The organism is Bartonella sp. TT110JLCBS (genome assembly GCF_042193405.1).
Classification (GTDB): domain Bacteria; phylum Pseudomonadota; class Alphaproteobacteria; order Rhizobiales; family Rhizobiaceae; genus Bartonella.
The window spans coordinates 36,086-61,302 of record NZ_JBHILT010000004.1 but is presented as its reverse complement, the minus strand read 5'-3'; the positions used below and the strand labels follow the sequence as shown (position 1 = coordinate 61,302).

General features: G+C 35.9%; 17 protein-coding genes and 2 pseudogenes. 9 read left to right on the top strand and 10 right to left on the bottom strand.

Translation table 11 applies throughout. The features are described from left to right. Positions 1-67: 67 nt before the first annotated feature. Complete coding sequence (locus ACFILW_RS03070) at positions 68-613, top strand: hypothetical protein (protein WP_375685152.1); 546 nt, start codon at positions 68-70, stop codon at positions 611-613. Positions 614-643: 30 nt separating this feature from the next. Here the strand turns inward: ACFILW_RS03070 and ACFILW_RS03065 are convergent, their stop codons facing one another. Further along, a complete protein-coding gene (locus ACFILW_RS03065) occupies positions 644-1,426 on the bottom strand; it encodes an ATP12 family chaperone protein (protein ID WP_375645825.1) in 783 nt (260 codons plus the stop codon). 979 nt (positions 1,427-2,405) lie between these two features. Between ACFILW_RS03065 and ACFILW_RS03060 the strand changes: the two genes are divergently transcribed. Genes ACFILW_RS03060 through ACFILW_RS03050 form a run of 3 tightly spaced genes read left to right on the top strand, consistent with a single transcriptional unit; the run spans position 2,406 to position 4,902 of the window. After that, complete coding sequence (locus ACFILW_RS03060) at positions 2,406-2,699, top strand: hypothetical protein (RefSeq protein WP_375685151.1); 294 nt, start codon at positions 2,406-2,408, stop codon at positions 2,697-2,699. Further along, a complete protein-coding gene (locus tag ACFILW_RS03055) occupies positions 2,696-3,643 on the top strand; it encodes a DMT family transporter (RefSeq protein WP_375685150.1) in 948 nt (315 codons plus the stop codon). Before ACFILW_RS03060 ends, ACFILW_RS03055 begins: the two co-directional genes overlap by 4 nt. Next, the gene (locus tag ACFILW_RS03050) at positions 3,640-4,902 is read left to right on the top strand and encodes an acetyl-CoA carboxylase biotin carboxylase subunit family protein (protein ID WP_375622371.1); all 1,263 of its coding nucleotides are present in this window, start codon (positions 3,640-3,642) and stop codon (positions 4,900-4,902) included. Before ACFILW_RS03055 ends, ACFILW_RS03050 begins: the two co-directional genes overlap by 4 nt. Positions 4,903-5,161: 259 nt before the next feature. Here the strand turns inward: ACFILW_RS03050 and ACFILW_RS03045 are convergent, their stop codons facing one another. From ACFILW_RS03045 to ACFILW_RS03010, 8 genes and pseudogenes are all read right to left on the bottom strand, one after another. Beyond that, positions 5,162-7,915: an autotransporter outer membrane beta-barrel domain-containing protein gene (locus ACFILW_RS03045; protein ID WP_375685149.1), complete on the bottom strand. Its 2,754-nt coding sequence runs from the start codon at positions 7,913-7,915 to the stop codon at positions 5,162-5,164. A gap of 775 nt (positions 7,916-8,690) precedes the next feature. Next, positions 8,691-9,125 (bottom strand): annotated as a pseudogene (locus ACFILW_RS03040) (hypothetical protein). A gap of 166 nt (positions 9,126-9,291) precedes the next feature. Next, complete coding sequence (locus tag ACFILW_RS03035) at positions 9,292-9,693, bottom strand: hypothetical protein (protein WP_375622369.1); 402 nt, start codon at positions 9,691-9,693, stop codon at positions 9,292-9,294. A gap of 362 nt (positions 9,694-10,055) precedes the next feature. Next, positions 10,056-10,437, bottom strand: a pseudogene (locus ACFILW_RS03030) (hypothetical protein). Between the two features lie 1,045 nt (positions 10,438-11,482). Continuing rightward, positions 11,483-12,859: an amino acid permease gene (locus ACFILW_RS03025; protein ID WP_375622368.1), complete on the bottom strand. Its 1,377-nt coding sequence runs from the start codon at positions 12,857-12,859 to the stop codon at positions 11,483-11,485. Positions 12,860-13,308: 449 nt separating this feature from the next. Then, positions 13,309-13,668 carry a hypothetical protein gene (locus ACFILW_RS03020; protein ID WP_375622367.1) on the bottom strand — a complete coding sequence of 120 codons (360 nt, stop codon included), beginning with the start codon at positions 13,666-13,668 and terminating at the stop codon, positions 13,309-13,311. Positions 13,669-14,089: 421 nt separating this feature from the next. Then, positions 14,090-15,628, bottom strand: coding sequence for a histidine ammonia-lyase (gene hutH / locus ACFILW_RS03015; RefSeq protein ID WP_375622366.1), 1,539 nt, complete (start codon positions 15,626-15,628; stop codon positions 14,090-14,092). 1,317 nt (positions 15,629-16,945) lie between these two features. After that, entirely contained in the window at positions 16,946-17,755 is an 810-nt protein-coding gene (locus ACFILW_RS03010) for a class I SAM-dependent methyltransferase (protein WP_375685148.1), read from the bottom strand. A 390-nt stretch (positions 17,756-18,145) separates the two neighbouring features. Here ACFILW_RS03010 and ACFILW_RS03005 point away from each other — a divergent pair, with 390 nt between their 5' ends. The 4 genes from ACFILW_RS03005 to parE all read left to right on the top strand — a co-directional run bounded on the left by ACFILW_RS03005 (position 18,146) and on the right by parE (position 22,656). Beyond that, positions 18,146-18,772, top strand: a complete 627-nt coding sequence (locus ACFILW_RS03005) for a LemA family protein (RefSeq protein ID WP_375633780.1) — start codon at positions 18,146-18,148, stop codon at positions 18,770-18,772. Beyond that, positions 18,772-19,623, top strand: coding sequence for a TPM domain-containing protein (locus ACFILW_RS03000; RefSeq protein WP_375613127.1), 852 nt, complete (start codon positions 18,772-18,774; stop codon positions 19,621-19,623). Before ACFILW_RS03005 ends, ACFILW_RS03000 begins: the two co-directional genes overlap by 1 nt. A gap of 147 nt (positions 19,624-19,770) precedes the next feature. Continuing rightward, positions 19,771-20,508 carry a lipoyl(octanoyl) transferase LipB gene (gene lipB, locus ACFILW_RS02995; protein WP_375622362.1) on the top strand — a complete coding sequence of 246 codons (738 nt, stop codon included), beginning with the start codon at positions 19,771-19,773 and terminating at the stop codon, positions 20,506-20,508. An 81-nt stretch (positions 20,509-20,589) separates the two neighbouring features. Further along, positions 20,590-22,656, top strand: a complete 2,067-nt coding sequence (parE, locus tag ACFILW_RS02990; protein WP_375621422.1) for a DNA topoisomerase IV subunit B — start codon at positions 20,590-20,592, stop codon at positions 22,654-22,656. Positions 22,657-22,673: 17 nt separating this feature from the next. Here parE and recJ read toward each other — a convergent pair whose 3' ends face one another. Next, entirely contained in the window at positions 22,674-24,458 is a 1,785-nt protein-coding gene (recJ, locus tag ACFILW_RS02985; RefSeq protein WP_375685147.1) for a single-stranded-DNA-specific exonuclease RecJ, read from the bottom strand. 294 nt (positions 24,459-24,752) lie between these two features. Here recJ and rplM point away from each other — a divergent pair, with 294 nt between their 5' ends. Further along, on the top strand, positions 24,753-25,217 hold the full coding sequence (rplM, locus tag ACFILW_RS02980; protein ID WP_375642563.1) for a 50S ribosomal protein L13: 465 nt from the start codon (positions 24,753-24,755) through the stop codon (positions 25,215-25,217).

Sequence of the window (25,217 nt, the reverse complement as noted above, 5' to 3'; positions counted from 1 at the left end):
TTTTTGCTCGTCCGCTTTTCCTTTATAATGTGTTGAATCTCTTCAAATGAATTAACAAAGGTTTCTAATGCCGCGAATTTGTTTTCTCGTTCCCGTTCTTTTATGCATTGTCTTTATCACATCAACAACTAAAGCACATACAATAACCAACCAAAAACTTACAACTCTTGAGAAAGCAACATCTGCTTATAGTAAAGCACTTAAAAATGCCGATGCAAATGCCATCTTAAATGCTATTCCTCCCCAAGTCATCAACCGCTTAACCGCCAAAAAAAATCTTAATCAATCACAATTTCTACAAATCATGAAAAGCCAAATAGAACGGTTGGCAGAAAGTTACAAGATTGAAACGATCAACATTGATCAAAAACAAAAACGTGAAGGTACCCTTGATAATGGTACCCCTTATTTTGTTATACCCGTGGAGCTTGTAACCACAACAAATGCTGGAAAAAAATGCTCTATTCAAACTGAAATTATTGCCCTACTTCACGATAACCAATGGTATTTTATCCGTGGCAATGACGAAGCAATCTTAAACATAACCAATGAAATATTTCCTGGACTTGAAAAAGTAAAAACCAATCCTCAAAAAATCACAAAAATACTGTAATGAGAAAAAGCACAAGGAAACAAAAAAATCTTATAAACAAGTTGTAACAATTGTAGCAGCAGCCTTAAATTCAACTTTTTTATGAGCACGACGTGCGATTGTTTCTTTATCTATTCCCCATTGTTCCATCATCCAATCTTCATCTAAATGGGCAATAGACCAAGCATGATCAGCATCAATGTTTCCCGCAGCAACAGCAAGAGCAATGAGAGCAGATCCCGTTAATGTTGTCATCATATGAAGTGCAGCAAGCATATAAGCAGACTCAACGCTTCGTAAATAATGACTCACAGCTTGAAGTGCTTCTGGTGATTGTTCCACATGCATCAGCCCTTCTGTCAAATAAAACCTTGCACCCAGTTTTTTTTCTGCCCAATCTAATAAAGGATCCCATTGTGCAGATTGTTTTTGCACCAACTCTTTAGGTGTCTGTGCACGATAAAAGATCATATCACATGCAACGAAACGCAATAAATCTTCAAATACAGCCTGCATATCATCAGCGATACCATCAATAACAGTATTAACCAGACGCGTCATCGGCATTTTTGCAGGATCAACAACGTGCTTTTGACTCTCAAATTCTTGAGCAACAAATTCAGCAAACACTTGTGTTGGCACATGAAAATGACGCCTTGCGGGCGTTTTTACAGGACGTTCATCTAATAAGAGAGTAAAGCCTCCTTCCTCACAAGAAATTTTTACTTGTTTATAAAATCGTTTTGGTAATGGCTGACATGAAAGATTTTGAATCTTTTGAACAGAACTCTTTTTATTCAATGGCATATCAAAATGATCCAAAATCTCACGCATATTGTTTACCTCTGATCTTTTCAAGAAAGCGACTGTCTCTTTAGGTTCTGTAGCTTCAATAAAATTTAATCTGACCTTCTTAACGATTCCAAAGAGAAAAAGACCTTACCACCCCCCACTCTAAAATTTAAGAGTTATATTTCATGTTTTTTTACAAACAAGATAATGATGATTGACTTTCATATATTCAATACAATCATAATAGTAAAACAATTTTTAAAAGTATTATCTTAATTAAGAAGTTAAATATATTGAGTTTTATGGCAAAGATGTTCACGCCTTACCAATTTGCTTATTATTCACCTACAATAGTATTATCAATACGAACAGATTCAAAAACGCTGCTCATCTAAAAAATGATAGAGCAGTGCGGTTTACGTGTCATTCACCTTCGCTTAACCATTCCAATAATTCTCTAACATATCCAATAAATACCCTGCATAGAACTTTCCTGCTCAATCACTCCCCTAAACAACGATGTTTTACGGCATGATAAGCCTATCTCGCTGACGCCTCAAAATATACAAAGAATTATCTATCACCTTTTCAATGTATAAAAATGGGAATAGCATCAAGAGGGAGATAGACAACAATTGCATTGTTCTATTCCCAGAATCTGTAGCAACTGCTAAGAAAATTGATAAGCAAACAATTGTGGAAGCTGAACGTTTACTCGGTCGAGATAGTAAATTCCTGTTCGATCAATTGCATAGTCGTAACTTATCTAAAGAAGACCTTTACGATGCTCGCTGTTTGTGAGGCTATTATCATGACTATGCACATCATACCGGACCGCGGCCATTAGATAAAAATCTGTATATAAAATTAAAATTGGTTTACAGGTCTTCTAGAAGAAACTAAAGTTGATTTAATTACAGTGCGTATTATGCTACAAAATCATCCAAAATTTTGGAAAGAAACAACTGAATTTGTTCTATTAAAACGCATATTTCGTTAGCCAAAAAGTTCTGATCAGCATATGACATTCGATGCTGGCACAGGTGTCTTGCTTTTTGAAATATTGATGCAAAACAAAGCATTGATTGAAATAAATCAAGGTTATCTTCAATTTGATTTGGAGCGTCTTGAAAAAGTAATAATATTGATGATAGCAGATATAGAAGCACTTGAAGCATTAGATGATGACGCTTATTTGGCAGGAGCTAAGGATTATATCCAAAATAATCTTGGTAAGCCGCAAACTTCACAGTCACGATTTAATTTTTCAACATCATATTATGCACAGCGAGTGATTAGAGGATTAAATCATTGAGTTTTATAAAAGAACAGTTATTCTTATTTACCTTTGCCATTCTAGCATTGTTTTCCATAAGTTGGTTATTATCTAAGAATTTGGTTAGCAACATACCCGTCATGCATGCGGTTGGACTTAGGTTGTTTGCCACCTCTGCCACCTTATGGCTGATTGCAATATTTCGTGAGAAAGCTGTTTTCAGATCCCTACCATTGCTTTCCATGATACCTTCTTTTTTAATTCTCTCAGTGTTAGGATTCTCGCTGTATTTTGTATGCAGCTTTGGGGCATTAAAATCGCTCAAAGCCAGTGATTTAACTATGGTTCTCGCTACTATTCCAGGGATTACTTATATATTAGGTGCATTGACAAATGTCCTTAAATTCTCATGGCTGAAGTTTAGCGGAGTGATAATTGTCAGTGTAGCAGCTATAGCATTTAATATAAACAGTGGAGAAGGTGGATATTATAACCTAATAGGAATAGCTCTTGCTTTAACAGCAGCACTTTCTTACTCTGCTTATGGCTTATTGTCTAAACGTTATCTTAAAAATTTACCTTTGCTCACCTCACTGGCTTGGATCACAACAATTTCTGTCGCATCTTTTATGCCATTATTTATTTTTGATCCTGCCCCACTCTTATATCTTAAGTTAGAAGATATATTTAAAATATTGATTTTAGGAACTGTTTGCTCGGCACCAGTTTACGTATTATATCAAAAAGTTTTAGCCGAAGGAGGCGTATTATACGCCAATACTATCGGCGTATTATCCCCTTTTGCAGTGGTTGCATGTGAATGGATAATCGGCTCGAGCCCTTCTCTCAATATGATCAAAATAATTGCTATGATGATGGCTGTTATAGGAATGACACTCTTATTTATAGATGCATCAAAGGTATCTGGATGGCAACAAAAACGTCGTGTCCAAAATTCCAAATTTAATAAGGAAACAAAATGAAAAAACTCGCGTTAGTTTGCCAACGCAATGCAAAACTACCATTTATATTTGAAGCAGCACAAGCAGCTAATATCGAATTAATAATGATCTATGATACCGCTGAAAGCGCTCCCACTCAACACCCCGCAGCAGTCACTTCAACTTGGCAACTTCCTGTTTTTGATAACCCAGAGGCAGCTCTAGACACTTTTGCAACGGGAGCAAAAGAACGCAATATTTCTGGGATTATGACCCTTCGCGAAGAAGCTATCCTATGGACAGCTTTGGCTGCAAAAAAAATCAATACTCCAAGTATTGAACCAGAAGTAGCAGCATTAACCCGAAATAAATATCTCATGCGTCAAGCTTTTGCTAAAGCAGGCTTAAGAACACCAGGATTCTTTTATATAGATCATCCAGAAGACCTATCAAAAACACATGCCTTAGACTATCCGCTCGTTATTAAACCCGTCTCTGGATGGGCAAGTACAGGCGTCATGTTAGCTAAAAATTCCGCTGAACTTTCTGATCTCATTAAAGCCGTATGGAATGTTCAGCATAAAGACATGGCACGTTTTAATGATAAAAGTAAACCTGTAGGTTTAATCGTAGAACAGTATTTGCCAGGAAAAGAGTTTGTCGTAGAATGCTTTGTTGATACAGCAGGTGTACATGTTCTGTCCGTTGGAGACAAGGGACAGCCTGAGGGACCATGGTTTGAAGAAACAATTTATCGTCAACGCTGTGATATAGATGATCCTTTAATTATTGCTTTATGTGAGGCTGCATGCTCTGGAGTTAAAGCTCTTGGTATAAATATGGGGGCTGCCCATGTAGAACTACGCTTAGATGCCAATAACTTACCCTATATCATTGAGATCGGTGCTCGTATAGGTGGATCAGGTGTTTCCCATTTTATTGTGGAGCAAGGTACAGGAATTTCATTTGCAAAACTCTGTATGAATGCCGCTTTAGCTGAACAAACCCCAGACCTTCCCGATATACTCCCAGCTGAAAAAGTGGCGGCAAATTATATTATTCCTCTTCATGGGTATGGACGCTTCTCTGGATTTTTAGGTCTCGATAAGGTCGTACAACATCCACAAACTAGCAGAACTATCATTTTCTTTGAAACGGATCATATTTCACCACCGCCACCAGCATTTGGTGGATATCCCGGTTTTATTTTCTCTGTTCATGCCTCAAACGAAGAAGCACGCAATTACCACAAATGGCTCGATGACACCTTAAGCATCATATGGCAAAATATTGATTTATAATGATAATTTATCTTTATTCATATTGAATAAGAACCCCGATATTGTAGGATTTTCTCATTTTAAATCTGTTTATCAGATGGACAAATTTTTTAAAGCATTTGAGAAATGCTATAGCAGATAAAAATAAATCAACATGATATTTTCATATTTATTAAAGCACATGGTACCATTATTAAAAAATTCTGCACAAACAATGGTTTTAATTCCGATAATAGAACAAGACTTTGAAAATCACATTTATTATTTTTAAAAAGATGGCTTAAAAATGATAGCGCAATCCACCAGAAAAACGAATTCCAGAAAAACCTGCCTTGGTTAACGTGTGCTGATAGCTAAGATCACTGTAAAGTGTGACTTTAGAAGAAAACTGTGAATTGACACCCAAGCCAACTTCTAAGGAAGAACCAAAAGAACTCAACTGAAAAACATCTTTAAAATGCACAAATTGTTCTTTACCAAAACAATGAGCAAGATGAATATTGCCATAAAAAGAAGTGATACGATCCTTTTCAGAGGCTGTAAATGTTTTACTTAAACGCCCACCAACACGCATAAACCATTGATCTATTTTTTTCATCTCAACATCAAATCCGTCAATATCACGAAACTTATCAAATTGCAGATGTTGATAAATAAGCTGAAATTGCGGATCAAAAATAAGACCTTCACGTCCTATCATAGACACTTTACCAGCAGAAAAAGAAACGTTGAGAGGTTTTGCTTTTAATGTCGCCGTCTTACCCCAAACATGGCTACGCACATCCCCTTTAAACAAGCCATAAGATAAAAGACCGTCTACGTAAAAATCAGTGTTGTATTCCACACTAGCGTATGCCGTAAATGACCATTTATTAAATGTACTCTTTTGACTTTGTTCCACATTATGAGGTTGTAAGGAAAGTTTTCCATAGGTTCCCATAATCCCAAAAGATGTCGTATTATGTGCACTCTCTACCGTTTTAAGCAAAAGATTTGTTTCTATAGCGTTATAATCAACATGTCCATCGTACCCATATTTAAGTGTAGAAAGATCTGAGATATAACGATAACGTCCACCATAACCGTGAACAGATAAAGCAAAATTCTCTTCGTTTTTTAATAATTTACGAGGAATAGACCGCGTAACTTGCAACTGCTTTTGTTGATGACTAATATCCATAAGTCCAACATGAAATAAAGCATTTGGTAACAAAAGATAGGTCGGAACTTGTGGAACAACCTCTCTGACCTTTAACGCAGAAGGAGGAATAGCAGACACCTCTAAAGCAGGCTGAATATATTTACTTTCAAGGCGGAAATCCCAAAAATCTCCATCTCCTTCAACCAATCTTTGAGAAGTTTGTGCATTTCCAAGAGCAGAAGCTGGACCATAAGCATGAAGATAATATTGGTAAGGCAAACCCTCTAATGCGATATAAGGACGATCTAACTGAAAAGAATCCTCTGCCGCTTTTCCAGAAACCTGAATAAGTGAAATACTATGAGCATTTTCACCGGTTGCTATCTCACCCAGATTTCCTGAAACAAATTGCACATAAACTGTCGTTTTTCCAGAAACATCACCATGTATCAAAAGCCGATCAGTTTTTTTATTATCGAGCAAACCTTCACGACTGAGATGTGTATTGAGATAAATATCTGCCCTATCTTGCGCACTATAAACTTCTTTTTCTCCCTTCCCAATATAAAGTGTCTGATACTCCTGAAACATTGGAGTCTCAAAAGCAATAAAACTATCAGAAACTTTCACAAATGAAATAGACGAACTTGTAGGGTTTGCAACTTGCAAATCTATCCCTCTTCTTTTTGTCAAAAACCATTTTGATCCCCCTGTTAAATAAAGCTCAGCAATAGAATCATCGGCAACACGAGTCCCTCCTATCAATGAAGAAGAATTAGCCAAAATCGCTACACTTCCCCCCTTTTCAGCTGTTAATAATAAGTCACCAAAAATTTTTGTACCTTCTGTTACTCCAATATAAATACGACTGTTATGACTATGAACAGCTGTCCCATCTGGAACCTCAAAAATCGTCCTTTTCAAAAAGACAAGCCCCTGTTCATATGCATCATTTTCCCCATCCCTCTCAAAATACATACCATGTTTGTTACCGATTGCTTTAATTGTTGAATCTTCAATATTAACCCGTGAAATTAAAATATTTCCTTCCCTGCCATTATTGGATGGTGTGTTAGAATCTTGTCCAACTGTTAAAACATGAACATCCGTAGAAATAATATTCGTATTTTTTACATAAACAGAACCCTGATGTTTTACATTGAAAACTGTATGTGTAATTTTTCCATTTGTATTTTCTTTGTCTTCTGTTTTTTGATATTTTGAAGCAATGGTAACACCATCTAAAGTCGCACTCCCCGCTCTCCCCACATAAAGCGCAGCAGCATCATTCACATCAATAAATCCACTTTTCATCTGAATACCCGCATTAGCACTAACGAAAAGAGCACTCTCTCGACCGATACCCTGACCTTCCACTTTAATTTTTGTATTCGTTAACGTAACAGATGCTCCTAGATTCTCTGCATAAGCAGCTATCTGAGAAGATTCAATTGTTCCACGATCAACCTCAATCATTCCACTATCAGCTTTAAGACCTATTGATACATTTTTAAAAGCTGAATCGCTCAAAACAACTTTTCCTCCTCGTGAGACCACAGCACCATAGATATCTTCTACACCTGCAGTCCCTTCAACCTCTACACGCATTGCCTCAATAACTGTATTTGACTCCTGTACGACTATAGCAGCAGGCAACATGTGAGAACGACCATCGCCATTCTTTTCTTTAACAGGTGCCGTGAATTTATATACTTTATCACTAATTGTATGCTTTGAACCATCACTGCATCCGTAAGGTAATTTGTTTTCATCACATGACAGTGATACAAATGAATGAGAATGTGCCTCAATATTTATGTTTAACAAAAAAGAAAAAATAGCTGCTGTAAAAACACACGAATATAAGCGATTTTTAGATGCTTTGCTTATCATTGTTTTTTAAAACTTTCTTTTTCTCAACAAACACAAAAAATGCTGGTACAAAAATAAATCACAAATTAAATACGATAAGAATAAAATAAACAAAGTGATTTTATTATTTTTATGATAAATGATAGGGTCTTATAATATGTTTTGTATTTTATGTAAAGAAAGAACAAACAGTTTTAAGATACCATTTAGGATTACGATCTCTTAAAGAATTACCCCCTAAAAGTTCTGAGAACTGTAATATAAGCGCCAGACAACTAAACCACAACAAAAACCTAAGGAACTGTAAGCCATCTAACAAAAAATTGAATAAATAAACAAAACCTCTCTTAATGCCCTATCATCAATATTTAGAATTAATCAATGAGCTACTTTAGAACATATCATCTCAAAATAGATCATAAAACGAAAAGCTATTTACATCAAAATTACCTGCATAACACTTTCATATCCTCTGATAAAATCTAAATACAATAAAACACTCACTCTCCTGTAAAAAACATCAAAATCATTTCTATAAAAGCAATTTATTTATGATCGTTAAAGAAGGTATTTTAGCAAAGCTATTCTTTGCCATTTTTTATATTGAATAACCTTCTCCAAACAATAACTCACCATCCCCCAATATTATTATCATCTGACAATAACACATCACTAAGCTAGTCTCTGATGAATATAACTATATCGAGGATAAAAGAGCTGCATTTTTACTCCCTCTCCCCATTAATATTTTCATTGAATTATTACTTGAAAGTTGAATATATTTTACTGTCAATGATCACTTTTTCAATTTTTTTATTTTCTGGCGTTTGTTATCATTTTCAAAACGTAACATCAAATCTCGCTCTTATTTTGTCGAATTGGTTACTCCAAAAGTATCATTGTCCATAACCTGCTGATACCCTGCTACTATTAAATTGACTAAAAATGAATCACTTCGCAATGCTGATGAAAAATAAATTCCCTTTGAATCCTGTAGTTTGTACCCACAACCTGCTTTAGTCATGCACTCATAAATTACTACAAATTCACTTGCACGCGAATCCATATTTTCAGAAGAAACATAGAATGGTTTCTAGCCACATTTTAACAGTGCTTGTTGAACCATAGATTTATTGACACTGGGCGTTTCCCATAATGCCAACGTCGATGGAGGAGATTTGCTAACACATCCCGCAAAGCTTAACAAAGTTATAGCACTCAATAATTTCAATTTTTTTTATTTTTCCCCTTCTCTCAATATTCACGATAAAAAAGCTTATAAGCCTGTGCTAATATTTTTTCGCATGTAAGATGGTTAGTCCATTGAAAAACAATCCCGCCTCCCCCCATGCGAGAACAAGAATATAAAGATTATTGATTACAAACAGCATCAATATTTAAGGTTGACATTCTGGTTGCTCTTTATGCTCTTCACAATGAGGACTATTCAAGCGCCTCTCTACACTTCGCTGAGGAATAACAGCATCAGGCTGACAAATTGGAAGATTTTCATACTTTTCACACCACTTCACCCTTCCCAATTTATCTTGAAAACCTGCTTGTATCATGCATGCATTCACAGACTCCTCAGCATTGAATTTCTCATCAGTAGTTGTTTCTGTATCAAGACGACCATCAAGATGCTGTATTCCACATTCTAACAGAGCTTTTTTGATCTCAATTTGATCAGCACCAGACTTTTCCCATGCATCTACAGCTGTTCGAGAAGGCTGCTCTGGGTAACATCCAGCCATAACAAATAAGGTCATCCCGCTGAATAATTTTAAAATCTGCTTCATTTTCCTGTCCTTGAATAATTTGATATTATGAAACAATCCATAAATTACTGTACATGCTGCTTTTTCACTTCCAAAACAATGATGAACATTATCAACCTATATTATTTTATCTTTCCGAAGATTATGCCGTAATTATTATATCAAAAATACGGTAAAATTATTACTAAAATCATATGTCTAACAATGATATGCTTATAATTATTATCAATATTTTGATTACAATCAAAATAGATATTTTTATATTATTGCGCCAACAGTTGTGGTACCCATAAATAAATAGCATTGACATGCTGAATTAAGGTCCCCTCGCGCACAAGCATGAGAAACATGAAGATAGGGATCGAGATCATTACCAGCAAAAATTAAGGCTGACATTCAGGTGCGGTTTTATATTTTTTACAAAACGGGCTGTTCAAACGCTTCTTGACACTTCGTTGTGGGATAACAGCACCAAGACAACAAATGGAGAGATTTTCATCTTTATAAGATATAACACCAATATAATCCTCCCCATTTGTAGTGAAGTTTTGCTTGAAACATGCAAGCATCAATAGAAGCCTTTGCATTGATACTTAAAACTTTTTATTTTCTGGAAAGACATCATAAGGGGGGCATTCCACACTCTAACAGTGCTTTTCCTATCTCAGTAAAATCTTCATCTGGATTCTCCCATGCAGTCAAGTATCCTGCAAGAGACTTCCTAAACTGGCAACCAATTATGACGAATAGAGCTAAGACACTCAATAAGTTTAAAGTTCATTTCATTTTTTCTTCCTTAAATTGTCAGCATGCTGTACTGCATAAACAGCTGCTTCTTCACAGAAAAGTAAAGATGCTATTGAAGGAAACATGGACCTTGCACGTCCAACACAATGTTGCCAGCTGTCCCCCAAATGGATAAGACGGTTGTGGTATGCACTTCAAATTTATTGAAAGATTTCTCGTGTAAAAACTGTTTGCCAACGATTGTTGTTGGTTGTAGTGTTCTTGAGCACCTTTTATGGCAATATTGAATAATTTTACACCCGTAATACAGTTGCGGAGTGCATTTTCCCACCTCCACTTGTGATAAAAATTACTCTCGTATCAATATTATAAAAAATAAGTTTGATCCTTACTCTTGTGAGCACAATAACAACAAGAGACGTAAAACTGTCACACGTTCATTGTTCTCTTTAATTTACTTTTCCTATGAGATTTTATTGTAATACCTTGCTGCTCTTTATTAAAGTTTTTGCAAACACAATGATACAATACCTCTAATGACTTTGTTATCCACTATTTTCTACCAACGCCAATTCTCTTTGAGAAAAAATAATAGAAATAAAAAACTTCACCCCTTCTTTTCAAGAAAAGACATAAAGAACTTTATCTTCGCTTCTAAAAGAGATAGTAGTTTCCTAAACAACAAAATTTAAACAGCCAATTTTTTTAAGAGCTAAAAAAAAACAAATCTTACAATAACTTCTCTTGTGAAACAGAACTTCATTAATACGTTTAGAAAAAGATATCTGCCTATAATCTTGTATCTGGTAAAATCTATTTGCGCTGTTAGGCATTTTAACCTGAAAGACTTATATTGATGGCACAGCTCACCATCAAAAAACGCCTAATATTTATATGATTTTGTCGTTACCGTAAGCAATGGCTCACAAAAACTTCCAAAGCAAAATAATAACGAGCAGATTTTTTCAATCTAGATTGTTCTAACCTTTAGAGAATAACAATCAAACATCTGTTTTCCTGATGACATCAGCTATTTGTTTTGAGCTTTATCTCTATTCACATTTTATTGCTGTTTCTTTTTCTTAAAATTATAAAGTTTAAGTGCATAGAAACAAACAACAAGCCAAGCAATCCAACTAACACCTATAATTAAAACCGGTCGTGTCTCATCAAAATACCATAAGAGAATAAAAATAAAAACCATAAATAAAATAGAAAAAATCGACCCTATTGGCCAAAATGGAATGGGAAATTTTAAACCATTCTGTGCTTCTTTAGGCATCTTAATTCGCATAAAAAATTGTGAAAGTAAAATCATCATCCAAACAAAAACTGTCGCAAATGTTGCCATTGCGGCAATAAGAAAAAAAAGCTTTTCATGGTAAAAATAATTAAGGACAGCACCAAGAAGAAAGATACCAAAGATCATTAAAATAACAAAAACTGGTATACCATTTTTTGATAAATATTGAAACTTTTTTAAAGCATAACCTTCCTGCGATAAACCATGGATCATACGACAAGCACCATACATTCCACTATTCATTGCTGAAATAGCCGCTGTAACAACAACAATATTTAAAATATTTGCTGCATACGAAATCCCAAGATTTTCAAAAATAGATACAAAAGGGCTATCCATAAGACCAATCTCATTCCAAGGATAAAGAGACATTAAAATAGCTAACGTCATGACGTAAAAAAGCAAAATACGAACTGGAGTAGAATTAATTGCCTTTGAAATCGTTTGATGAGGGTTTTGAACTTCCATAACTGCCATGCCAATAATTTCTATGCCACCAAAAGCAAAAACAACAACACTAAAGCAAGCTAAAAAACCAAACCAACCATTGGGAAAAAGTCCACCATTTTTCCATAAATTATGAACAGTAACGGTAGAAAAATCTGCCCCTTCCCCCCCCCAAAAAAAAATAATTGCTATTCCTAAAATAATCATCGCAATGATAGCGATAACTTTAATAGAAGATAGCCAAAACTCTAGTTCACCATAGACTTCTACAGCAGCTAAATTAATACCTGTGATGATTAATGTAATACTCAGTGCCCATACCCAAGGAGCAACATCAGGATACCAAAACCCCATATAAGTTGCAAAAGCTGTAATATCAGCCAAACCCACAAGAATCATTTCAAATACATATGTCCATCCCGTTAAAAAACCTGCTAATGGCGATATGTAATTTGCCGCATAACGAGCAAAAGAACCAGGTAATGGATTATGAAGTATCATCTCTCCTAAAGCCCGCATAACCATAAAAATAGCTAAACCAGCAATACAATAAGCAATCAAAACACTGGGACCCGCAAGCTTAATTGCCTGTGCAGACCCATAAAAAAGACCTGTTCCAATAGCAGAGCCAAGAGCTAAAAAAATAACTTGGCGCTTACTCATCCCTCTTTTCAGTTCATTTATTGCCATTTCTTTCCTTACTTTTTGAAATGCTGACACTCCACACCACGATAACAGCTTTATGATAAATAAAGCCTCATGTTTCTTTCACAAATATATTTCAAAAAACATCGAAGACCAGCCCGTCAAACACTTTGCTCTAAACAATGAAAAAATACTTTTATTGCGAATTATTCAGCTTTTATAGCCTGCAATTTTGTATTATTTTATTCAAATAAAGTGATAATGAATTTTTTTATAATTGTCATTTAATTCATTTCGTATTCTCTAGTTTTTTACAGAGAAAATTAATCTTAATGTAATCTAAACTTTTAGGCTTCTATTTCCGTGCACAGAAATAGAAGCCTAAAAATTCATAACAAACGCATTAACTATGCGTACAATTAATTTTTTGTTACTTTAAGAAAACTCTCTTTGAGACCACAAAGCAAACTTTTTACGCCAATTGAATAGCTCAATCAATGATAATACGAATCTCGCAAGCCTTCAAAAGTATGAGAAATTGTATTTACAACCCATTTTTTAAGGACTCCAACTGTCTTAAAGATAAACTTTCCAATGGAAAAAAAATATGCGCTAAAAATAGAATCTTTGACTGTTGGCCCAATAATAGCATTCTCCTTATCTTCAGGATTTTGCCCTGAGATAGCAATAAAATCTTTGTTTTTCGCTAAAATCAGAGACTCCTTCTCTTGGGCCACTATTGTAATGAAAACTTCCTCTGGAAAGCCTCCTCTCCTACAATTTGCATGAATCTCAAGAATTTGAGAGAAAAAAATAACTGTTATTGATACACATAATCTAGCACTTTTAAACATTTCTTTCTCCTTTTTTATTTAAAATATCAAAAATGAAATATAAAATTCATAAATTATTAACAAATAAGAAGAATCTACAATAATTTTTTTATTTTTACTTAATATAATACATATATTATATATTTGTACTTATAAAAGTATAATATTACAACATACAATTTGTGAATATTATTTAACTATATTAAAATTTCTGATAGAAATCAGAAAGTATAGGTGCTTTAAATTTATAGTTTCTATAAAATTATGATGCTAAGTCAGATCCCTATAAAATAATAAAATATCTAGTTGACTATAAATAACATACATATACATATACATAATTTATTAAATAATTCAAATATAGTATTGATCTTCTATATTTTCATATGAGGAAGTTTCAAAATTCAATATCCGCTCTTCATCATTGTCCTTAAAACAAGTATTATTGAAAACTTAATGAAGGAAAAATTGTTTCTGGTAAAACAGATAATAAGTGCCCTTCGCGCACAAGTATATGAGCTTGATGAAGATCTGGAGCCAGATAGCGATCTTCTTTAAGAGAAGCAACATTTTTGCGTAAACATCCCATAACAGATTGCAAGAAAGTACTTGTTTTTAAAGGTGCACGATATTCAATTCCTTGTGCTGCAACAAGCGTTTCAATGCCAATAAGTGTAAAAAGATTTTCGCTCATTACCAATAACCGACGAGCTCCATGGCAAGCCATTGAAACATGATCTTCTTGATTGGCTGAAGTTGGTGTTGAATCAACGGAAGCAGGATGGGCCATTTGCTTATTTTCAGACATTAAAGCTGCCGCTGTTACTTCAGCAATCATAAAACCTGAATGAAGACCCGCATTATGCGCTAAAAAAGCTGGAAGTCCATAAGAAACTGCTGGATCAACCATAAGAGCAATACGCCGTTGAGAAATAGATCCTATTTCACATAAAGCAAGAGCAATCTGATCAGCAGCAAACGCTACAGGTTCAGCATGAAAATTTCCACCTGATACAACTTCACCATTCCTTAAAATCAATGGATTATCTGTAACAGCATTTGCTTCAATAATCAGTGTTTTTGCTGCTGCCAGCAAAATATCAAAACATGCCCCCATGACCTGTGGCTGGCAACGTATACAATAAGGATCTTGTACACGCTCATCACCCCGTAAATGTGCTGCACGAATTTCTGAATCCTCTACAAGCTTTTCTAATGTTTTCGATACAGCAATCTGCCCATAATGTCCTCGTAAAATATGGATATCAGGATGAAATGGCGCCGTTGATCCCATGATAGCATCTGTCGTCAAAGCCCCGGCCAACAATCCACCACACAATGCCCGATAACCTCGAAAAAGACCGGCAAGTGCAAGGGCTGTTGATGTTTGAGTCCCATTAATAAGAGCTAGACCTTCCTTTGCCTCTAAAATAATAGGGGACAATCCCGCTTTCTCTAATGCAACCGCCCCACTCATACGAATATTTTGAAAAAATGCTTCCCCTTCTCCCATCATAACAGCCGCCATGTGAGCAAGTGGAGCTAGATCACCTGAAGCACCAACAGACCCTTTTTCAGGGATGACAGGAATGACGCCCTTTTCAAGCATATTTTCCAGCAAATTTACCAATTCTAGACGAACTCCTGAAGCTCCTCTTCCTAAAGAGATAAGCTTTAAGCTCATTATCAAACGCACAATATTTTCAGCTAAAGGCTCTCCTACCCCACAACAATGGGACAAAATAAGGTTTCTCTGTAAAACAGCGACATCGTCCGCATCAATTTTAATGGAAGCCAACTTCCCAAAACCAGTATTAATACCGTACACAGGCTCACTTCCAGCAGCAATTTCAGCAATGCGCTGAGCCCCTTTCTCGATAGCTAAATGCGTGTCATTATGAAGTTTACTCACTTCACCATTAAAATAAATAGCTGCAAGCTCACTAAGCGTCACCTCGCTCGGTTTCAGTATAATAGTCATAATTTACTTTCTTTTTTTATCAAAGTATAATGTTTAGCATTATTGATCCTTCTATAAAACAAAAAAAACTATAACGACTCTTTAAAGCGAGAATGCTTTCTTAAAGGTATTCCTTACAATGAAGTCATTATCCAAAAGTAGAATAGTTGACGATAAATGAAAATGAAATATTGACAAACACAACCAAGGTCATGGATTTCAAAAATAGATAACGCATTAATTTATAATCATAATCTAGCATTATTAATATTAAATGAGAGAGCGGAATATCTTAAGACTCTCTCATTCCAAATCTGTGTATGTTGAATCAATCAAAACCATCCGCTTGCACGTCATAAGCGAGATTGTCGTATGGATAAAACTGTACAAAAAAGGACTAAAAACCTCTTTTATAAACCATGTCAAGGACTGTCGCAACATTGGGAAATGACAAAGTGTGTGATGGTGCAGGCTTATTCTTTTATGAAGCGTAAAGATGGAGAGCTCAATGGATTTATCATCAAGCTATTCCTACTAAACTTATAAAAACCTTAAATAGATAGCTGTCACAATCTATCATGATTGCAAAAATTAAACTCTATAGAAAATTAAAAAACTTATTCAACACATCACAACAGAGAAGAAATTGAGCTTTTTTGCTACTTCTAAAATTGTATTTAAAGCGCCAGATTTAAACCTAAAAAGCACATCTTCAATAAAACCACACAAGACTCGCCCTAACCCGTTATTTAAAATAAAAATAAAAGAAGTTTTCTTATATCAAAAAATTTAATTAACATATTGTTTTTATATTATATCTTTAAAAAAGAGAAATGCTCCATATAACATATTTATATTTTACTTTTTTGTTATATTGAATCTGAATTTAGAGATAATTTCAAAATGAGTTGTTTTTTAAAGGTGCTTCCAAGCCATTACCTTTTTTACTACAAATTTCTGATTATGATAATTTTTTGTACTTTTTCAGTTGTTTTTGTCAAAGTTTATTAAAAACACTCTCATTTAATAATAAAAAACAATCATAAAAACAAAGAATTATCAAATATTTCTATTCAATCTACCTCTTCTTATTTTATAAAATAATCTGTTGTTAAACTGCAGTAAAGAAAGCGCTTCGATACTATAATGCAGTGCATAAATTTTCTATTTAAATTCTCTCATATCAAGTAAACAATGAAAATCAGACGTAATAAGATGTCAACGTGAATGCTGAAGAAAAAAACGTCCCCCTCAAAACCTGCCTTAATAAGGCGTTAATTTCCTGAATACCGCCCACTCTGATGTGCTAAAAGAGCAAAAGCAATCATCGATATGGGATTATCCTGCATACATATAGAGCTCACTTCGATACAAAAGCTCCAAATTGCCTTGCACTTCATATTTCTTTATCAATGCGACCAATTGCCGCAAATATTCTTCCCCATAGCAAGCAATAGCGCGTTGCGCTTGCGTTGAAGAGCGGCTCATTCCAATAAAAGCTTCAGATGGGATCATCATCGTCCAATTATGCGTATGAAAAAAAATCTTTTCCGGATCTACCCCAAAGCCATCACTCATTTCCTGTAAAAAATCAAAATTACGATAATAACGGGAATAGTTCGGACTCATTTTTTCTAACAAGGTCACATAAGCCTCTAGAAATTCGCTATGCTTGAAATCGCGATTATTTTGAATAACTGCCATGACACCATTGGCTCGAAGTTGATCTGAAACAGAACAAAGCAACTTAGGACGCTCCATCCACTGAAACGCTTGCGCTGCAATGACAAGATCAACCTCGCCAATTTGAGGCAATAGGTTTTCGGCACGGCCCTGATACCACTGCACTGTAGGAAATTTTTTCCGCCCTTTCTTAATCATGTCTGCCGATACATCGATAGCATGATATTGGTGCTCATTTCCTAAAAAATTAACAATTCCCTCTAATGCGATGCCTGTCCCAGCACCCACATCCACAATGGACAAATGCTTTTTGTTCTTAAAAGAATGGAGCATGGTTTTAAATAAAGTAAGGGGATAGCGAGGACGATAACGATCATAATCATTAGCCAATCCATCAAACTTTTCACTTTGCCGTTGAACACTTTCTATCACAGGATTTTCCGCCTCCTTCACAATTACTACCATACATAGTTAAAAAGCCTTTTTTGTCCAATCTATTAAACATAACTTCTAAAGGAGTGAAAATAAGAACTGCCCTTACCTTCTATCTTTCCATAAGATTGATACTTACATTTTTCCCTTTTCCAATTGTGATCTGCACGTTGTGAAACACAAAAATACTACGAAAATAATATAATTTTCTGTAATAATAATTGATATAAATATTATTGAACTTTTATAAGATGACATCTATATTACCATTATTATTTTAATATCAACAAGTCACTTAAGCGTACCTAAAACGCATAGAGATATCAGTTTATTGATAAATACGCCTGTTTATAAATTTCAAAATACTTTCCACCAAGAAAATAAACCCTATATAATACATAAAATATCTGTGGAGACATCTTTATGTTAAATGTACAAACTTCTTCAATGTTTAAAATATTAAAAAAATTTCCAATCGTGATTTTTTTGGCTTGGTTAGTGCCATTTTTAAGTGGGTGCGGATTTAATACGATACCAACAAATGAAGAAAAAGCACATGCAGCATGGAGTGAAGTGCTCAATCAATATCAACGTCGTACAGATCTCATCCCCAATCTTGTAGAAACAGTTAAAGCTTACGCAGCTCATGAACAAAGTGTTTTCACAAATGTAATTGAAGCACGTGCTAAAGCAACACAAGTCAACATTAATGCAGATATGTTGAATAATCCAGAAGTTATGCAGCAATATCTCAAAAATCAAGCAAATTTATCAAGTGCACTTTCGCGACTTATGGCTGTTGTTGAAAACTATCCGGATCTTAAAGCAAACCAAAACTTTCTTGCTCTTCAATCACAATTAGAAGGAACAGAAAACCGTATTTCCGTTGCGCGCCGCGATTATATTGAAACAGTACGTGCCTACAATACTGCACTCAAAACAATGCCGACGATGATTTGGGCAAAATTATGGTTTCGCGATGCTAAACCGATGCCAACTTTTACCATCGATACAGATAGCCAACAAACACCAAAGGTTAATTTTAATTAATGAAATCATTTCGATACTCTTTGCAACGTATTGTATTTCCAAAATTATGGGCTTTTATCTGCTCTCTGTATTTAGTTGCTGCATTGGGAAGTATCGCTTGTTCGCAAATAAAATTTCCTCATTTAACAGGTTATGTTAATGATGTGGCTCATTTGCTCGATAATGCAACCAAGGAAGACTTGACAAAAAAACTGGCAGCACTCGAAGAGAAAACGGGAGATCAAATTGTTCTTGTGACACTCCCTACTCTTTCGGGCAACGATATAGAAACATACAGCAATTCTCTTTTTCGTACATGGGGATTAGGCCAAAAGAAGATCAATAATGGTGTATTACTGGTCATTGCACCGAATGAACGTACAGCACGTATCGAAGTTGGATATGGTTTGGAAGGAGAGCTAACAGATGCTCTTTCCTCTGTCATTATTAATAGCTTCATGATTCCTAATTTTCGCGAAGGAAATTATCAAAAAGGAATTGCTGAAGCAGTTGATGCAATTATCAAAGTTATTACAGAAAGTGATTCTGATTTTACTTTTCGCATCAAAGAAAAAGCTAAAATCGTTGAAGAACAACGTAAACAAGCTGAAAAAGAAGAAATGATTATAAATACAATCATGTTTCTCATTCTCTTTATAGTCGTTGGTTTGCCCATTCTTGCAATGATTTTTGGTAAAAAAGTGGGGCCACAAAAGTATCTCTGGCTGGGGATCATCTTCACACCTTGGTTTCTTAACTTAAGTGCCGGTGGCAGATATCCTGGTGGAAGGTTCGGAGGTCCTCGAGGTGGAGGGGGATTTAGGGGTGGTGGTGGATCATCAGGTGGTGGTGGTGCAACAGGAAGATGGTAAAAGGAAAGTGGATTTTTAAGCGTAGCAAATCTTCTTAAGATAAAATTTATGAACGTATTCTCTTTTATTCAACAATTCTATACCTTACTCTGTAATCACTTTGTATTGATTACAATACAAACTCAAACATCAAGATAAATATTACCAATGACATTTGAATTGAAACATACAGATCGTAATCACTTATCACATCATTTTAATGCAATTCTAGGTAATCCACCCGTTGAATGGAAGATAAGTGATCATCTAGTTGAGTATCCTGAAGCTCTGCGTTATATGCAAGAACGTGTAGAAAAAATTCTTGCAAAAACCGCGCATGAACAAGTTTGGCTTCTTGAACACCCTTCCCTTTATACAGCGGGAACGAGTGCAAATAAAAAAGATCTTTTGGCGCCTAATTTATTCCCTGTTTATGAAGCAGGACGTGGAGGTGAATTTACATATCACGGTCCAGGACAGCGTATTGCTTATATCATGCTTGATCTTAAACGCCGGAAACAAGACATTCGTGCTTTCATTAGTGCATTAGAAGAATGGATCATACAGATGCTTGCCAACTTTAATATTAAAGGCGAACGCAGAGAAGATCGCGTTGGTGTCTGGGTTAAACAGTCTCATTGCCCATCAAAACAAAATGATCTTTCTTCCGAAGATAAAATTGCAGCTATTGGCATTCGAGTGCGCAAATGGATAAGTTTTCATGGAGTTTCTATCAATGTTAATCCTAATTTAGCCCATTATTCAGGAATTGTTCCTTGTGGAATTACAAACCACGGTGTAACAAGCTTTCTTGATCTAGGTTGCCCTGTAACAATGCATGATATTGATATTGCTCTCAAACACGCTTTTGAAAAAATTTTTGGTCCAACAATCGATGTTTCCTAAGTGCATTGATTTTTAAATAAAAAACAGGCATAAAATTATTTTAATAAATATTTGATTTTATGAGGTGGATAGTTAAACGCTATGAGCGATAACAAAAAGGATCTTTTTAGTGTTTTAAATAAAGCCCAATCTCGGGTAAATACAAAAGAAAACACTCTGCAGTCTCCAATGAAATCAAACGCGATGATTTCAAGAAAAAGTGCAAAAGATACGCAAGAAGATGACTATAATGCCCTCTCTATTCGAGTTCTTGAGGGTTTAGAGCCGGTACGTTTACGCCCTGGAATGTATATTGGTGGAACAGACAGTAAAGCACTTCATCATTTATTTGCCGAAATTATTGATAACGCGATGGATGAAGCTGTTGCGGGTTATGCAGATTCTATTGAGGTCTCATTAGATAGGAACGGTTATATAACCGTTACAGATAATGGACGCGGTATTCCTGTTGAAAATCATCCTCAAATGCCTGAGAAATCGACTCTTGAAGTTATTATGACACAACTCCACTCTGGGGGAAAATTTGATGGAAAAGCTTATCAAACTGCAGGTGGACTTCATGGAGTAGGAATTTCTGTCGTCAATGCTCTTTCTGATGATATGGAAGTTGAAGTTGCCCGAGAACGAAAACTGTACCGCCAACGTTTCTCACGCGGTATTCCTCAATCTGGATTGGAAGATCTGGGAGATGTTTATAATCGTCGTGGTACACGCGTTCGTTTTCATCCTGATCATGAAATTTTTGGTGAAAAAGCAGCTTTTGATCCAGAAAAAATCTATAAGATGACATGCTCCAAAGCCTATCTTTTTGGTGGCGTAAAAATTCGCTGGTCTTGTGATCCCGTCATACTTGAAGGCGCAAAAAATATTCCTGAAAAAGCTGTTTTTCATTTTCCCGATGGGCTTAAAGACTATTTACTTTCGTCACTAAAAGATGAATATCGAGTAACGTCAGAAATTTTTTCTGGCAAAACACAACACAATAATGGCCATGGCTCCGTTGAGTGGGCTATCGCTTGGCATGGTGGTGATTCTTGTGTGCAATCTTACTGCAATACGATTCCTACAGGAGAAGGCGGAACACATGAAATAGGATTACGTCAAGCTCTTTTGCGTGGATTGAAATCCTACGCTGAGTTAATAGGAAACAAGCGCGCAACGATTATTACGTCTGACGATATTATGATTTCAACAGCCGCAATACTTTCAGTCTTTATCAGTAACCCTGAATTTGTTGGACAAACAAAAGATCGATTAGCAACCATTGAAGCACAGCGTATCGTTGAGAATGCAATTCGCGATCCTTTTGATCATTGGTTAGCAAATTCCCCACAAGAAGCAACAAAACTTCTCGATTGGGTTATCGAACGTGCTGAAGAACGTGTTAGACGACGCCAAGATAGAGAAATAAGTCGAAAAACTGCTGTCCGTAAATTACGTCTGCCCGGTAAACTTGCAGATTGTAGCCAGAACCATGCTGTGGGTGCTGAACTATTCATTGTTGAAGGGGATTCTGCAGGAGGATCTGCTAAACAAGCAAGAAATAGAGCAAACCAAGCAATTTTACCTCTTCGTGGTAAAATCTTGAATGTCGCCAGTGCTGCACATGAAAAAATGAACTCAAGCCAAACAATTAGCGATCTGATCCTTGCTCTTGGATGTGGAACACGCTCCAAGTATCGTGAAAAAGATCTCAGATATGAACGTATTATCATCATGACAGATGCTGATGTTGATGGTGCTCATATTGCGTCACTGCTCATTACCTTCTTCTTTCAAGAAATGCCTGACCTTATTCATCAGGGACATTTATATCTTGCCGTCCCTCCCCTTTATAGAATATCGCAAGGAGGAAAAGTTGCTTATGCTCGTGACGATATTCATAAGGATGAATTGCTCAAAACTGAATTTACTGGAAAAGCTAAAATCGAAATCGGGCGTTTTAAAGGGCTGGGTGAAATGCGCGCAGAACAACTTAAAGAAACGACTATGCATCCTCAAAAACGTACATTGCTTCGTGTTTCTATTGATGCCGTGGAAATGCAAGAAACGAAAAAGACTGTAGAAAGTCTCATGGGAACAAAACCAGAAGCACGATTTCGTTTCATACAAGAAAATTCTACTTTTGCTTCTAATCTAGACATCTAATGTAAAAAATATCCCTTTCAAACCACTGCAGCTGCGTCAATCACGCGCAGTTGCGGATTGATCGTTCCATTCCAATAATTCAAACTAAGATGACCAGCTAAATGAATCATTTCACCAATATTTTCAAAAAGAAAATCACCTAGCGATGTCCCTACAGCACGAAAAGCTATTCCTTGTAGTTTTTTTCCTTCAACATTAGATACAATGAGGCGAAGATGTCCTTTACCAACTTCAGATAGATTCACCAGTCGATGAGAGGGAAGAACAAAAACAGGTGTTGCATTCCCTGCCCCAAATGGCCCTGCTTTTTCAAGCAATTCAAACAGCGCTTCATTAACACCAGAAGCAGAAAGAGAACCATCTATACTAAGAGATTTTTTTGCACGCAACTCAGAAACCATTAAAGAAACTTTTTCTTCTAGCCATTTTCGAAAAATTTCAATTTTTGTTGATTGAATTGTAATTCCTGCTGCCATACTATGTCCCCCTCCTTTTTCTAATAAATTGAGTGTAACAGCTTCACGAACGAGTGCTCCTAAATCTATACCATTAATTGAGCGTCCCGACCCTACGCCATTTCCATCTTCTTTCAAAGCAATAGCAAAAACAGGGCAAAAAAAACGCTCTTTGAGACGGGAAGCAAGAATACCAATAATTCCCGGATGCCATTCTTTATGTGAAATGACAAGCGATAATGGTATTTCTTGATCTTGATAAAGAGAAGTAATGTAAGATTCCGCTTGTGCTAATTGAATGTTCTCCATTTCTTGGCGTTCTTGATTAAGCCGATCTAACTGTTCTGCTATTCTGTCCGCTTCATCTTTATTCTCACAGCTAAGCAAACGTGCTCCCAAAGCTTGATCACCAATGCGCCCTCCTGCATTAATTCTAGGACCTAACAAAAAACCTAAATGAAAACTATTAAGCGGCTCCCCTATTCGTGCAACCTTTGTTAAAGCTGTTATTCCTAGATTATGCATAGAACGAGCAACTTGAAGCCCTTTTATCACAAAAGCACGGTTAACCCCCTGTAATGGAACGACATCACATATGGTTGCCAATGCAACAAGATCAAGCATACTTAAAAGATCAGGCAGCTGCCCTTGGAATTGTTTTTTCCGCAGCAAATGATGAACCCAAGCTAACGTAACAAAAACAACACCCGCTGCACATAAATGCCCCTGTTTAGAAAAATCATCAGGGCGATTAGGATTGACCAGAGCAACAGCTTCTTGATGAATCTCTGACATTTGATGATGATCTAAAATCACCACATCAGCACCAGCAAGCCTCGCTGCTTTTACGGCATCTGGACTGTTTGCGCCACAATCAACAGTGATAATTAACTGGGCGCCTTCTTGCACAAGCATCCTCATTGCTTGTTCATTCGGACCATAGCCTTCAACAATACGATCAGGAATATAAATTTTGACTTCAATACCAAAATAACGAAAAAAACGCGCTATCAGTGCCGATGAACAAGCACCATCAACATCATAATCACCAAACACAGCAACCTGCTCTTGATCGAGAAGAGCCTTAACAATGCGCTCTGCTGCGCATTGCATATCTCTAAAACTTTCTGGATCAGGCATAAGCGTACGCAATGTCGGATTAATAAAATCAACAGCCTCAGCTTCATCCACATCTCTTGCTGAAAGTACTCGAGCTAACTGATCTGGAAAACCAAATTTTTGAGAAATAGCGCGCGCATTATTTATCCCTTGAACATCAAGGGCATCTAACCAAGCTTGACCACAAGCAGAAGATTCAACATTGAGAAAATAACGAGGCCACTGCATTATTGTTTATTTTATAATGAAGAACGATAAAATACAATCATGCGTTAAAGATAAAATAGTCTTTTGCAACATTCATTTTAAGTTTAAATGGTCCACAAACTTCTTTTCATATGGTATTATAATACCCCTCTCATAACATGCTGTTTTATAAAGTTTTTATTTTCTCTTGACGTCAATCAAAAGACATTATATCAGAGCAAGTAGTATGCGTTAAATATTTCGCTATGGTAACAATTTTCAACGCAAAACAGTAAAAATTCCCTTATATAAAGGGTTCTAATAAAGGATACTTCTATGGCAACTTTTTCACAAAAGCCAACTGAAGTGGTGAAAAAATGGGTTATTATTGACGCAGAAAACCTTGTTTTAGGTCGTCTTGCCACATTTGTTGCGAACCGCTTACGTGGCAAACATAAAGCTACATTTACTCCACATGTTGATGATGGTGACAACGTTATTGTCATTAATGCAGATAAAATAGCTCTCACTGGCAAAAAATATACGGATAAAAAATATTATTGGCATACCGGCTATATCGGTGGAATCAAACAACGTACAGCACGTCAACTTCTTGAGGGGCGTTTTCCTGAACGCGTTATTGAAAAAGCGGTAGAACGTATGATTCCTCGTGGGCCTCTTGGTCGCCGTCAATTGAAGAATCTACGTGTTTACGCTGGAAGCCAACATCCACATGAAGCACAACAGCCTGAATCTCTTGACATTGGTGCTTTAAACCGCAAAAACAAAAGGATTGCTTGA